At 61.9% G+C, this 12484-nt stretch carries 11 protein-coding genes and 2 pseudogenes; 7 read left to right on the forward strand and 6 right to left on the reverse strand.

From position 1 onward, the window contains the following. The first annotated feature begins 25 nt into the window (after positions 1 to 25). From HRQ64_RS17110 to HRQ64_RS17135, 6 genes are all read left to right on the forward strand, one after another. Complete coding sequence (locus tag HRQ64_RS17110; protein ID WP_172125142.1) at positions 26 to 868, forward strand: carbohydrate ABC transporter permease; 843 nt, start codon at positions 26 to 28, stop codon at positions 866 to 868. A 163-nt stretch (positions 869 to 1031) separates the two neighbouring features. Next, the gene (locus HRQ64_RS17115; RefSeq protein WP_248307129.1) at positions 1032 to 2186 is read left to right on the forward strand and encodes an extracellular solute-binding protein; all 1155 of its coding nucleotides are present in this window, start codon (positions 1032 to 1034) and stop codon (positions 2184 to 2186) included. A gap of 64 nt (positions 2187 to 2250) precedes the next feature. Further along, positions 2251 to 3327 (forward strand): sn-glycerol-3-phosphate ABC transporter ATP-binding protein UgpC, encoded by a 1077-nt coding sequence (gene ugpC, locus HRQ64_RS17120; RefSeq protein ID WP_172124607.1) that lies wholly within the window; start codon positions 2251 to 2253, stop codon positions 3325 to 3327. A 25-nt stretch (positions 3328 to 3352) separates the two neighbouring features. Next, positions 3353 to 4219, forward strand: coding sequence for a MurR/RpiR family transcriptional regulator (locus tag HRQ64_RS17125; protein WP_172124609.1), 867 nt, complete (start codon positions 3353 to 3355; stop codon positions 4217 to 4219). Positions 4220 to 4343: 124 nt separating this feature from the next. Next, positions 4344 to 6356, forward strand: a complete 2013-nt coding sequence (locus HRQ64_RS17130) for a beta-N-acetylhexosaminidase (protein WP_172124611.1) — start codon at positions 4344 to 4346, stop codon at positions 6354 to 6356. A gap of 132 nt (positions 6357 to 6488) precedes the next feature. Continuing rightward, a complete protein-coding gene (locus tag HRQ64_RS17135; RefSeq protein ID WP_172124613.1) occupies positions 6489 to 7382 on the forward strand; it encodes a LysR family transcriptional regulator in 894 nt (297 codons plus the stop codon). A 12-nt stretch (positions 7383 to 7394) separates the two neighbouring features. Here HRQ64_RS17135 and HRQ64_RS17140 read toward each other — a convergent pair whose 3' ends face one another. Together HRQ64_RS17140 and HRQ64_RS20245 are read right to left on the reverse strand one after the other, a co-directional pair. Beyond that, positions 7395 to 7937, reverse strand: coding sequence for a cupin domain-containing protein (locus tag HRQ64_RS17140; protein WP_210258570.1), 543 nt, complete (start codon positions 7935 to 7937; stop codon positions 7395 to 7397). A 155-nt stretch (positions 7938 to 8092) separates the two neighbouring features. Continuing rightward, positions 8093 to 8382, reverse strand: a pseudogene (locus tag HRQ64_RS20245) (3-carboxy-cis,cis-muconate cycloisomerase); the annotation flags it as partial. A gap of 14 nt (positions 8383 to 8396) precedes the next feature. Here HRQ64_RS20245 and HRQ64_RS20250 point away from each other — a divergent pair. Then, a pseudogene (locus HRQ64_RS20250) lies at positions 8397 to 8578 on the forward strand (hypothetical protein); the annotation flags it as partial. 165 nt (positions 8579 to 8743) lie between these two features. Here the strand turns inward: HRQ64_RS20250 and HRQ64_RS17150 are convergent. The 4 genes from HRQ64_RS17150 to HRQ64_RS17165 all read right to left on the reverse strand — a co-directional run bounded on the left by HRQ64_RS17150 (position 8744) and on the right by HRQ64_RS17165 (position 12478). After that, positions 8744 to 9721, reverse strand: a complete 978-nt coding sequence (locus HRQ64_RS17150; RefSeq protein WP_127754265.1) for a tripartite tricarboxylate transporter substrate binding protein — start codon at positions 9719 to 9721, stop codon at positions 8744 to 8746. Positions 9722 to 9822: 101 nt separating this feature from the next. Beyond that, a complete protein-coding gene (locus HRQ64_RS17155) occupies positions 9823 to 10455 on the reverse strand; it encodes a nuclear transport factor 2 family protein (protein WP_172124617.1) in 633 nt (210 codons plus the stop codon). A 37-nt stretch (positions 10456 to 10492) separates the two neighbouring features. Beyond that, positions 10493 to 11998 (reverse strand): tripartite tricarboxylate transporter permease, encoded by a 1506-nt coding sequence (locus HRQ64_RS17160; RefSeq protein WP_172124619.1) that lies wholly within the window; start codon positions 11996 to 11998, stop codon positions 10493 to 10495. A 9-nt stretch (positions 11999 to 12007) separates the two neighbouring features. Beyond that, positions 12008 to 12478, reverse strand: coding sequence for a tripartite tricarboxylate transporter TctB family protein (locus tag HRQ64_RS17165; protein ID WP_172124621.1), 471 nt, complete (start codon positions 12476 to 12478; stop codon positions 12008 to 12010). Between the last annotated feature and the right edge of the window lie 6 nt (positions 12479 to 12484).

Here is a 12484-nt window from a genome sequence, read left to right on the forward strand (position 1 = left end):
GGCCAGGGCACGCTCCACAAGGGCGATGATCGACCGCTACCAGTGGTACGAAGTGGTCGCGATCTATTCGGGGATCGCGCTATTCCTGTTCTTCGTGCTCGCACCCTTTATCGAGGGCTTCATGGTCTCGCTGAAGCCGCTCGCCCAACTGTTCTCGACGCCCTACAGCTTCATTCCGAGAAACGGCTCCTTCAACGCCTATTTCGATATGTGGTCCAGCGTCCCCATGCTTGGCCTGCACATCTTCAACTCGTTTTTCATCTCCAGCGTGGTGACGCTGATCGTCCTCGTCGTGGTGGTGCCGGCGGCCTATGCCTTCGCGCGCTTCAGGTTTGCCGGCGCCGGCATGTTGCTGGGTATGTTCCTGGCCGTGAACATGTTCTCCGGCGCGGTGCTCTTGATCCCGCTGTTTCGCCTGATGCGGGCCATGGGCCTGCTCAACAGCTATTTCGCCATGATCGTGCCGGGCGCGGCGTTCCTGATCCCCTCGTCTATCTGGCTGTTGCGCACCTATATGCTGCGCATTCCGCGCGAACTGGACGAGGCCGCCTGGGTCGATGGCGCCTCACGCCTTTATACCCTGCGCCGGGTGATCCTGCCGCTGGCCATGCCCGGCATCGTGGTCGTCGCCATCATGACCTTTATCGGGGCGTATGCGCAGCAATTCATCTTTGCGCTGACCTTTAATTCCAAGACCGAGTTCATGCCGCTGCCGATCGGGCTTTATGCCTTTTTCGGCAAGCAGGAGGTGCTCTGGAACGAGCTGATGGCGGCCTCCTTCGTGGGCATCCTGCCCGTCATGATCGTGATCGTTTTTCTGCAACGCTATCTCGTGGCCGGCCTCACCGCCGGGGCGATCAAGCAATAAAGCAACCAAGGGTTTCGGACGCCGGGACCCTGCTCCCGGCCAAGGAAAGAAGCGGCTCTGGAAGGGACCGCGCATCACAAAGGGAGACTAACGCATGAAAATACCCAAGCGCTTCGTCCTGGCCTCGCTTGCCGCCCTGTCCGGCACCACCGGACTGGCGGGAATGGCCGCCGCCGAGGAGATCAACATCATCTTGTGCGGTGATGTGGTGACCCCGGTCTACACCAAGCTCTTCGAAGAATGGAACGCCGCCAATCCCGATTACCCCGTCGCGCCAGAACTCGTCGGCTGGGGTCAGTGCCAGGACAAGGTGACCACCCTCGCCGTCGCCGGCACCCCCGTCGACATCGCCTATGTCGGCTCGCGCACCCTCAAGCAATTCGCCCAGAACGACTTGATCGTTCCCGTCCCGATGTCGGACGAGGAGAAGGCCGCCTACTACAATTTCGTGCCCGAGACCGTGACCTTCGAGGGCGCGCAGTGGGGCATCCCGGTGGCGTTCTCCACCAAGGCGTTTTTCTGGAACAAGGATTTGTTCGAACAGGCTGGGCTCGATCCCGAAACTCCGCCCAAGACCTGGGAAGAGCAGCAGGCTTTTGCCAAGCAGATCACCGAGAACACTGACGCCGCGGGCTTTGGCATGATCGCCAAGACCTTTGATGGCACCGTGCACTGGTTCTTGCACTGGATCTACACCAACAACGGGCAGGTCATCGATGCCGATGGAAATATCGTCCTCAACAGCCCGCAGAACCTCGCGGCCCTGACGGCCTTCAAGGACATCGTTCCCTTTTCCGAAGAAGGCCCCACGGCCTATGAGCAGAACGAAGTGCGGGCCATCTGGCTCGATGGTGGCCTTGCCATGATGCACTGCTCGGTCAGCTGCGCCAATCGCGGCACGGAAGCCGGCATCAACTGGGGCGTTGCTCCCCTACCGGTTGGTCCTGACGCACAGGGTCCGGGCACGCTGCTGATCACCGACTCGCTGGCCGTGTTCAAGGGCACCGGCCAGGAAGACAAGGTCATCGAATTTGGCAAGTTCCTGACGTCGCCGGCAAATCAGCTGGCTTACGAGCTGTCCGAAGGCGGTCTTACTCCGCTGCGGCCTTCTCCTGAAGTGGACGCCATGATCGCCGAAAAGCCGCACTGGAGGCCCTTCGTTGATGGCATCCAGTTTGGCGGTCCCGAACCGCTCCTCACTGACTATGTCGGCTTCCAGAACGTGATGATCGAGATGGTCCAGTCCGTGGTGACCGGCCAGGCCGAGCCGCAGGCTGCGCTGGAAAACGCCGCCGCCGAAATCGAGCAGTACAAGTAAGAAACTACAGCGATCTCGCCGCCGCCCACGGGCGGCGGTTTTCCCCATCGGAGACAGCAGATCCATGTCGCAGCTCAGCCTCAAAAGCGTTGAAAAGAGCTTCAATGAAGCCCGCGTCATCAAGGGAATCGATCTGAACGTGGCCGATGGCGAGTTCGTGGTGTTTGTGGGGCCTTCGGGCTGCGGCAAGTCCACCCTCTTGCGCATGATCGCGGGGCTCGAGGATGTGAGCGCCGGCGAGATCGTCATCTCGGGCAAGACCGTCAATGAGTTGCCGCCGGTGCAACGCGGCATTGCCATGGTGTTCCAATCCTATGCGCTTTATCCGCATATGACCGTGTTCGAGAACATCGCTTTTCCCCTGCGGGTCGAAAGGCTGCCCCAGGCCGAGGTGGACAAGCGCGTCCATGCCGCGGCCAAGGTACTGCAGCTGGAGCCGCGCCTGCAGCATCGGCCGGGCCAGCTTTCGGGCGGGCAGCGGCAACGCGTGGCCATCGGGCGGGCGATCGTGCGCCAGCCCAAGATCTTTCTCTTTGACGAGCCGCTATCCAATCTGGATGCGGCGCTGCGCTCGGAGATGCGCATTGAGTTGATGGAGCTCCATAAGCGGCTGGGCTCGACCATGATCTATGTGACCCACGACCAGGTGGAAGCCATGACCATGGCCGACAAGATCGTGGTGCTCGACGCCGGCCAGATCTCGCAGGTCGGCTCCCCGCTCGATCTGTACCACAAGCCCGATAATCTGTTCGTGGCGGGGTTTATCGGTTCGCCCAAGATGAACTTCATCAACGGCACGGTCGCCGCCATCGATGGCGCGATGGTGAGCCTTGATTTGGGCGTGCTTGGGACTCTGTCCCTGCCCCGTCGGTCGGCGCCCGCTATCGGTGAGCCCGTGACGCTGGGCGTCCGTCCCGAGCATCTCAATCTCGGGCCCGGCGCCTTCACGCTTACCATCATGCCGCGCATTGTCGAGCATCTGGGCATCCACACAGTGATTTATTCAGGGCTGCCGGGCGGCGAGAACTTCATCGGGCTCTTTGAAGGGGATCCCAGGATCACCGAAGGCGCGCCGATCGAGGTTAGCTTCGAGGCCGACCAGGTGCATTTGTTCGATAGCCGGGGGCTCGCCATCTACTAGGCGGGCGCGCGTTCGGGGAGGGCCCATGCTGGACATTGTCGGGCTGCTGCAGAGCGAAAAGACGGTTTTTACCCGCTCGGAGCGGGCCCTTACCGGAATCGTGCTGGCCGATGTGGAGGGCGTGCTCAAGATGAGCATTGTCGATCTTGCCGCCCAGGCCGAAGTATCCCCGCCCACCGTCACGCGGTTTTGCCGACGGCTGGGCTGCGACTCCTATTCCGACTTCAAGGTGAGGCTGGCGCAATCGCGCTTTGTGGGCCAGCGCTATATCGCCCCAAGCTCGGGGCCAACGAGCGTGCATGACATCGCCCAAGGGGTGGTGAACGGCATCCAGTCCACGCTTTACGACAGCTTCGAGGCGCTGAATTTCGACGCCATCGAGCGCGCGGCCGAGGCGCTGGCGACTTCGAGCTTTGTGCTGTGCTTTGGCTCAGGGGGGTCCTCCTCCATGGTCGCGAGCGAAGCGGAGGCCCGTTTGTTTCGCCTGGGGCTCAAAGTGACCTCATCCACCGACCACCAGGTGCAACTGATGCGCGCCGCTTCCGCGCCAGTGGGGAGTGTGGTGCTCGCGTTTTCGCTTTCGGGCAACAACCTGCCGCTGGCGCGGGCGCTGGCGGCGGCGGGGGAATATGGCACGACGCGACTGGTGGTCTCGCGCACGGGTTCGGCCATGGCTGAGCAGGCCGATGTGCTGGTGCCCGTCTTTTGGCGCGAAAACCAGGACATTGTTCGCCCCACTCCGGGGCGCTACGCCTTTCTGGCCACGCTCGACATCCTCGCCCAGACCGTGGCCGTGCGCCTGGGCTCCCGCGCCGTTGGCAGCATGCGCCGCATCAAGCACCAACTGGTCATCAACCGCGACGGTGACGATGCCCAGCCGCTGGGGGATTAGGGCTTTGCGTGGTGCTTTCTTCGGTTGTCCCCACCGACGCCTTGTTTCCCCGTCCATGTCACTCGTCCAAGGGCGGGTGCTGCCACGCCGTCCCTTTTTCCAGCCTGTAAAGTGAATTTTGCCCATGACCATCGCCTTTGCCCTCCGAACCTCCTGGTCCCCTGCCGCTGACGGGGAGCCGCTCGGCTATGGTCTGGAGCTGACCAATACCGGCACCAGCCCGGTTGCCAACTTCCAGCTTGGCTTTTCAGGGCCGGCAAGGATCGATCCGACGGCAACCCTGGAAAATGGCACACTGCTCAAGCGCCTTTCCAACCACACGCTGATCGGGCCGCCCGAGGGGCTGGTGCTGCAGCCTGGCGAAACCTGGGTGGCGACCGCCCGCGGCCTGTCTTATGGCCTGCGGCACTGGAGCGACGGGGCCAATGCGGCTTATGTGGTGCTGGAGGACGGGACGGCGGTGGCGGTAACGACCGCGCCCACCCACGGCAAGGGGCACAATTCCCCACTCCTGAAAGGCGCAGCCCGGTTTGCGGTGCCGGCCCGATCACCCGCGCGCCATGCGATCATTCCCTGGCCGCGCCAGGTGGCGACCACGGGCAGCCGCATTGCGCCCGCGGGTTTTGACCTTAAACCGCAGGGCGAAGCGGCGAACCGCGCGGCGGCAGCCTTTACCGGGCTGGTGCATGATCTGTTCCCCGTGGAGGCCATTGTGCGCCCGGCGTCCGAAGCGGGCTTACCGGTGAGGCTGGTGGAGCAGCCGGGTATGGCGGCGGAAGCCTACCGGATCGAGTTTGCCGAGGCTGGCGCCATCGTGGCGGCGACCACGCGGCAGGGGCTGTTCTATGGGCTTGTGACCTTGGGGCAGATGCTGCGGGGAGCGCGGCTCCATCCAGGCACGTTCAGCTTCCCGACGGGGGGCACCATTACCGACGAGCCCGGATTTGCGTTTCGGGGCAGTCACCTCGATGTCGCGCGCCAGTTCTACACCGGCGCCGAGGTCAGCCAGTTTCTCAAGATCCTGGCCTGGAACAAGATGAACAAGTTCCACTGGCACCTGACCGAGGACGAAGCCTGGCGCATCGAGATCGATGCTTATCCCGCGCTCACCGAGGTTGCGGCCTGGCGTGGCCATGGTCTTGCGATGCCGCCGCTGTTGGGCTCGGGGCCGCAGCCCACAGGGGGGTATTACTCCAAGCCGGTTATCCGCCAGATCGTGGCCTTGGCCGATAGTCTAGGGATCGCGGTGATCCCCGAAGTGGATATGCCAGGGCACTTCTATGCGGCGCTGCAAGCACTGCCCGAATTGCGCGATCCCAGTGAGACCGGCCAATACCAAAGCGTGCAAGGCTTTCCCAACAACAGCCTCAACCCGGCCCACGAGCCGGTCTACCGGTTCGTCGAGGCCGTGGTGGATGAAGTGCTGGAGCTGTTTCCGGCCGGCATCTTCCACATCGGCGCCGACGAGGTGCCGCTGGCGGCCTGGTCAGGCTCGCCGCTGGCGCTGGACATGCTGGAACAGCTCGCAGGGTCCGAGATGCGTCAAAAGCACGAGGCACAGTTCAACCAGCTGGGCAACCATCATGGCGCCGACGAGATCGAAGGCTCCCCCACCGCGATCCTGCAGGCCGAGTTCATCAAGCGCGTCCACGCCTATATCACCAAAAAAGGCGCCCTGACCGGCGGCTGGGAAGAGGCGGCGCATGGCGATGCCGTGACCAAGGAGCATTCCTATGTGATCGGCTGGCGTAATGTGGAGGTCAATGCCGAGCTGGCCGAGCGCGGGTTCGACATCGTGGTTTCCCCGGGCCAGCGCTATTATCTCGACATGGCCAATGGCGTCTCCTGGGCCGAGCCGGGTGCCGGCTGGGCGGGATGGTCCGGCCCGCGCGAAACCTATGAGTTCGAGGCACGGGAGGGTTTTTCGCCAGAGGCGCTCAAGCACCTGTTGGGTATCCAGAGCTGCATCTGGTCGGAATCGATGACTGACCGCGCCATCTTTGATCGCCTGGTTTTCCCCCGCCTTTCCGCCGTCGCCGAAGCGGGCTGGACCCTGCCCCAGCATAAAAGCTGGGAGCGCTTCGCCTCCATGGTCGGGCTGATGCCCATCATGTACGGCCATTGGGCCAGCGAGTGACAGCTCAACCGGGTTCACGGCGATAGCCGTGTCATCATCGTTCAAGACACAAGGGGAGCCAAGGCTCCCTTTTTTTAACTTGGTCACCCAATAGGCGATATGTCTGGGCCCAATGTCTTAGAGGTGAAACACATGGATTTGCTCGCTCTCGCTGACTTCAACCTGGTTGCCCGCCATGGCGGGTTCGGCAAGGCGGCAAGACAAGCTGGGCGCCCCAAGGCAACATTGTCCCGCCGGGTGAGCGAACTGGAAGCGAGCCTGCAACTACGCTTGTTTGAGCGGGGTGGGCGCGCCCTGAAGCTTACGCAGGAAGGCCGCGCTTTGTTCGAGCGAACTGGCGTTCTGCTCACTGAACTCGAGGAGGCTGCGGCAGCTATTGCATCCGGTGGCGAGAATCCACGCGGCACGCTCCGGATCAGCGCGCCATTGTTGTTCTCCCAGATGGCGATGGGAAAACTCGCCGCCGAGTTTGCGAAGAAATACCCTCAGGTCCGGCTCGAGGTGACGGGTGAGGACCGCAATGTCGACATGGTTGAGGAGGCCTATGATCTGGTGATCCGGGTCAACCCAAAGCCCGATGAAAGTCTGGTCGGACGCGCCTTCCTGCATGATCGGCTCGTTGTGGTTGGGAGCCCCGCCTTGGCGCGTCCGGATAAGGGCGAGCCGGTTCCAGCGGTTGTCCGGGTTTCAGGCGAGCGCGCCGTGACCTGGAGCCTGCGCTCGCCGACCGGACCCAAGAGCATAGCCGTTGATCCAATTCTTAAACTCTCATCGCTGCCCATGATCCGCGATGCTGTCCGTGCAGGGGTTGCCGCCGGACAACTGCCGATCTCGTTGGTCAGCCATGACCTGGCCGCCGGCCGGCTGGTGCATTGGGGCGACATCGATGCTCCCGACACCACTCTTTGGGCGCTTTATCCGTCTCGGCGCCTGCTAAGTGCGCGGGTATCGGCCTTTCTCGAGCATTTGCGGCTGGCCTTTCCTGAAGGCACGCCGGACGAGTTGGCGGCCTATGTCGCGTGGTGACGAAAGGATGGTTCATCCACGAGGAGGCAGAAACTCACTATGAAAACGGGCGGCATTGGCCATCAGGATTTCGCGGCGCTCCGCCAGGATTTCGGGAGTTGGCGGGGTCGGTGGCGCGGTGCGGCTCGGGAGCACTTCACCGACGAGTTTGAAGAATTCTTCCTGCCCCGCCGGCAGGCAGATGCAGAGGAAGCGGGCCGGAGCGGCCGACAACACGCGAAAGCCATGCGGCGCATTGGCCGGGATGTTGATGGATTGGCCGGGGCCGACGTGATAGACCTCGTCACGAAAGGCAATTTCCAACTCGCCTTCGAGGATGTGGAAAATCTCCTCGAAATCATGCCGATGGGGCGGTGGACCACCGGCCGGCACCAGCATGTCGATCATTGTATAGCGACCGCCGGTCTGCTCGCCGGAGATCAGAATGGTGTAGTTGCCAGCTCCGATGCCCAAATGGGTAAGTCCTGCATCCTCTGGGTGGACGATGGTCGCGGTGCGGCTGGGATCATCGGGTGGAAGCTGGGTGGATTGTTCGCCCATTTGGCTGTTGCTCATGTCGTTTCTCCTAAGAACATGAACAAGATATGCCGTTGCACTGGCGAGCGGCAGATCGCGTATTTGGACGAACAGTCTCGCCCATGGAACACTGCTCCGCGATCCTTCCGCTGCCACGCACTGCCTATAGCCCCAGTTGACGCTCGATCGCCGCATTAGAGCAGTTCCAGTTGGTCCGGCAGCGCCACGCCTAGCCGCAGGCTCGCGCCGGTGTTGATCAGCATGGGCGGCAAGGTCAGCCACTCCAGCGTCCATGCCGCGCCTGAGCGTTCATATTCATGCACCATGGCCTGCTGCAGCGGTACCGGCAAGGCCCGCATTAGCGCGCGTGAGTGCGACGAGCACCTCGGCATTCACCGGGTTAGATTTGCGCCATTGCCGACGAGCTGCCGCCGCCTTGCAGCCGCACTGCCGCCTGCTCGTTTTGGGCCAGCAAGGCGACGTCAGCAGCGCGCTGCCAATAATCTTTATGACCGCATGCCGACGGGGAGTTCTTCCAGCTATATTCGCGCAATATCGGGGAAGGCTTCTTTTTAGAGATTGTGCAACGCCAGGCCAGCTATGCCGGCTACGGCGCTCTCAACGCCCCCTTCCGTAACGCCGCGCAGAAGCGAGCGCTGACAATGGTGGCTGGTGCTTGAGGAAGGCCGACCTTGGGAGCTGAAGGTACAGAACAACGAAATTGCTGAAGTGCAGGAATCGCCCCTGCATTCGAGAGCCCGCCAAGGTCAGCGGGTCGATACTCGTGGCGGGCATTACCGCCCCTGAGCGAGGGGCGGTAATAAACATGCGTTGAGAACGTGTCCTTAGGTCGGCTGCACGAGCCCGGCGTCGACGAGCGGCCGGATCGCCTCGATCTCACGGGCAACGGTTTCGCGCATTTCGTCCGGTGTGTTCAGGACAGGCGCCACGCCGAGCGAAACCAGCAGCGCCTGCGATTCCGCCAATTTGCTCCAGGTCTTGAGCGTATCGTTGATCTTGCTGATGATCTCGGCCGGCATGCCCTTGGGGCCAACAATACCAAACCATAGGGTTTGCTGATAACCGTCAAACCCCTGCTCGGCAACGGTTGGCACATCCGGCAGCTCGCCCATGCGCTGGGCCGAGGTGACCGCAAGGGCCTGCAGCTTGCCGGCCTTGATATGCGCAAGGTAGTTGGCCGGGGCGTCGGCGGAAAAATCTATGTGCCCGCCAAGCAGGTCGGCGGCCAAAGGCGGCGAGCCCTTGTAGGGGACGTGGTTGATTTCCACTCCCGCCTGTTGGCCAATGATGGCAGCACAAATGTGACCCTTGGTGCCGGCGCCGGGATTGCCGATATTGACCTGCCCCGGATTGGCTTTGGCATAGGCGATCAACTCCGGCAGCGTCTTGGCTGGGGCGTTCATGCTGGCAGTCAGCAGCGCCGGGCTTTCGGCAAAAACCGTAATGGGCTCAAAATCAGCTTCCGGGTCATAGGCAAGGTTGGTTTGCACCACCTTGTTCGCCGCCAGGGGTGCGCTGCCGCTTACCAGGATAGTGTAACCATCCGGCGCGGACCGCGCGAGCTTGCCACCGGCCAGCGCGCCAGCGGCACCAGCAATATTCTCAAGCACGAATTGCTGGCCGTATTCTTTGGTCAGGATATCGGCAACGAGGCGCGCAAGGATGTCGCTGGTGCCGCCCGGCGGATAAGCTGAAAGAACTGTAACCGGCTTGCTGGGCCAGCTATCTTGCGCGAACGAAATTCCTGTTGAGGCCAATAGTCCTGCGGTACCGCCAAGGACGATAAATTCGCGTCTTTTCATGTTTCCCTCCTGCACGCCCTTTTCGATTGCTTGGGCTTGGCTGGAGCGATACTTAGCGCATAGCTACAGCAGCAGGTATTCAACAAGCCGCCCATTCCACCTCACGAAACAGGTCCCTCGCCTGCCAACCACTGCTCTTCGTTGGCATGAAAGTCCGCGAGTTCCTCCGGTCGGTCATCACCAAGCAGGTCCTGGTTGACCATCACGCCACGGCTGCGCTGGATATAGGTGAGAAACTTGTAGGAGGGCCGCATGGTGTCGAGCAAGGCGCGGTCGATCGGCAGCGGGTCAGACGCGAGCGTGGGCGCCATCACGTCACGCTCGAAAAAGACGTGGAAGCTAGCCAGCTTCCAGTCGCCGCTCTCGCATATAGCGCGGGAGAAGAACCGGCAGAATACCTGGAAGTCGACTTCCACCCCTTCGAGCTTGGCCCGGTTGAAGATCATGGCCGGGCTTTCGATTGTGGCGCGGTTCCCAATGATCTGAGCAAAAGCGGGAAACACCCAATGCTTGCTGTTGCCGGTGTTGCTCATCCACTTGCGCGTTGCCGCGACATAGGCGTCGCCCCCTCTGCCGTCATACCAGCTGGTGCGGACATAGGCGTCACGATGAAAGCACGCAGCCATCACATCGAACCGGCGCTGGTCGCGCGCAAAGCGTTCGCGGCGTACCAGGTCGAACAGCACCGCGCGGTTGAGATAGTCGCCCTCACCTTGGCCGACGTTGATTTGCATGACTGGTCCTCGTGTTTAGTGAACGGGCGGGTTGAGGTCAGTCTACTTCCTGGAGCCCATCCTGCCGCACCTTCCGGAAGGCGGGCAGGAGGATCGAGACCAGGAGGACCGCTGCGATCAGCAGGGTTGCGACACTGACAGGGCTCGTGACGAAAACCGTCGCGTCTCCGTGCGAGATCAGCAGCGCACGGCGCAGATATTCTTCCGCCATGGGACCCAGGATCAATGCCAAGATCAGAGGGGCTGGCTCGGCGCCAGCCTTCCGGAAGACGTATCCAAGCACGCCGAACAGGGCCATGAGGTAGACATCGAAAGCGCTGTTGCGGATGCTGTAGACGCCAATGGCGGTGAATACGCAGATCAGCGGGAACAGATATTTGTAGGGTACGGAGATCAGCTTGGCCCACATGCCGACAAGCGGCAGGTTGAGGATGAGCAGCAGCAGATTGCCAATCCACATCGACACGACCAGTCCCCAGAAAAGGGTGGGTTGCTCGGTCAGGATATTGGGGCCGGGCTGTACGCCCTGGACCACCAGCGCTCCTATCATCAGGGCCATGGTCGCGGTGCCTGGCAGGCCCAGCGTTAGCATGGGGATAAAGGCGGTCTGGGCGGCAGCATTGTTGGCAGCTTCGGGCGCAGCCACGCCCTCAATGGCGCCGTTGCCGAACTCTTGCGGATGCTTGGAGATTTTCTTTTCCAGCGCATAAGCTGAGAATGAAGATAGCAGCAGGCCAGCGCCCGGAAGGACCCCCAGCAGCACGCCGATGCCGGTACCGCGCATGATGGGCATTGTCATGCGCTTCCAGTCGTCCCGGGTGGGAAACAGCGAGCTCACCTTTGCGATGGTTGCAGCCCGTGTATCCTCATTTTCCAGATTAGCCAGGACGTCGCCCAGACCGAAGATGCCAGTGGCAATAATGACGAAGTTCAGCCCGTCCATCAGGTCCGGTGAGCCGAAGGTATAGCGCGCGGCCCCTGAATTAACGTCGGTGCCGATGAGGCCCAGCAGCATGCCCAGCAGCACCATGCCAAACCCTGTGAGCAAAGAGCCAGATGTCAGTACCATCGAGGTAACGAGACCGAGTACGATCAGCGAGAAATATTCGGTGGGACCAAAGCTGAGAGCCATGCCGGCAAGAATGGGTGCGGCGATGACGATGAAAAGGGTGCCGACCGTCCCGGCAAAAAAACTTCCGATGGCGGCTGCGGCGAGCGCCCGACCCGCCTTGCCCTGCTTGGCCATCTGGTGGCCATCGAGCGTGGTCACCACCGAGGAGGCCTCGCCGGGCAGGTTCATCAGGATCGCGGTGGTGGAGCCACCATATTGTGAGCCGTAAAAGATGCCCGCCAGCATGATCAGGGCGGTGTCGACCGGTAGCCCGAAGGTGAAGGGCAGGAGCATGGAAATGGTGGCAATAGGACCGAGGCCCGGCAACACGCCGACGGCGGTGCCCAGCAGCACGCCCGCAAAGCAATATGCGAAATTTGTAAACGTGCTGGCAGTTTGTAGGCCGAGCAGCAGCCCGCTGAAGATGTCCATGTCGACCTCTTAGATACTGGGAGCGCCCAGAGCCTGCAGCCAAGTCCCGACCAGCGGGATGGGCAGACCCAACAGCGAAACGAACAGGACGCCGCAGACAACCGAAAAGGCTGCGGCTCCACCAACGGCCTTCCAGTTCAGTTCGAACCGAATGCTGGCCATGCCAGCTCCAAGGCACAGCAGGAGCACCGCAAGAGGCAATCCCAACTTGTCGAGCAGGAAGCCGAACACGCAGATCGCACCCGAGACAATGGCAATAGGCAACCAGCGCGTCAGTCCGATTGCCCCGGAGGTACCAAGGCGGGCTCGCGCCAAGATGGCAAATCCGGTCAGAGTCAGCAGAGCTGAGATGACGACCGGGAAAAAACCTGGGCCCATTCGGCCCGGCGTGCCCAGCGGATAACCGAGCGCCATTAGCAGGGCGATGATGCCGATGGCGGTGAAAAGTCCGCCCTGAACAACATCTTGCGTAATCTTCACGTGCAC

The sequence above is a fragment of the Devosia sp. 919 genome, from assembly GCF_013185965.1.
Lineage (GTDB): Bacteria > Pseudomonadota > Alphaproteobacteria > Rhizobiales > Devosiaceae > Devosia.

Excerpts from the sequence above, each read along its gene's own strand:
- HRQ64_RS17110 (WP_172125142.1), top strand. The coding sequence starts at position 26 with ATGATCGACCGCTACCAGTGGTACGAAGTGGTCGCGATCTATTCGGGG.
- HRQ64_RS17115 (WP_248307129.1), top strand. The coding sequence starts at position 1,032 with ATGGCCGCCGCCGAGGAGATCAACATCATCTTGTGCGGTGATGTGGTG.
- ugpC (WP_172124607.1), top strand. The coding sequence starts at position 2,251 with ATGTCGCAGCTCAGCCTCAAAAGCGTTGAAAAGAGCTTCAATGAAGCC.
- HRQ64_RS17125 (WP_172124609.1), top strand. The coding sequence starts at position 3,353 with ATGCTGGACATTGTCGGGCTGCTGCAGAGCGAAAAGACGGTTTTTACC.
- HRQ64_RS17130 (WP_172124611.1), top strand. The coding sequence starts at position 4,344 with ATGACCATCGCCTTTGCCCTCCGAACCTCCTGGTCCCCTGCCGCTGAC.
- HRQ64_RS17135 (WP_172124613.1), top strand. The coding sequence starts at position 6,489 with ATGGATTTGCTCGCTCTCGCTGACTTCAACCTGGTTGCCCGCCATGGC.
- HRQ64_RS17140 (WP_210258570.1), bottom strand. The coding sequence starts at position 7,937 with ATGAGCAACAGCCAAATGGGCGAACAATCCACCCAGCTTCCACCCGAT.
- HRQ64_RS17150 (WP_127754265.1), bottom strand. The coding sequence starts at position 9,721 with ATGAAAAGACGCGAATTTATCGTCCTTGGCGGTACCGCAGGACTATTG.
- HRQ64_RS17155 (WP_172124617.1), bottom strand. The coding sequence starts at position 10,455 with ATGCAAATCAACGTCGGCCAAGGTGAGGGCGACTATCTCAACCGCGCG.
- HRQ64_RS17160 (WP_172124619.1), bottom strand. The coding sequence starts at position 11,998 with ATGGACATCTTCAGCGGGCTGCTGCTCGGCCTACAAACTGCCAGCACG.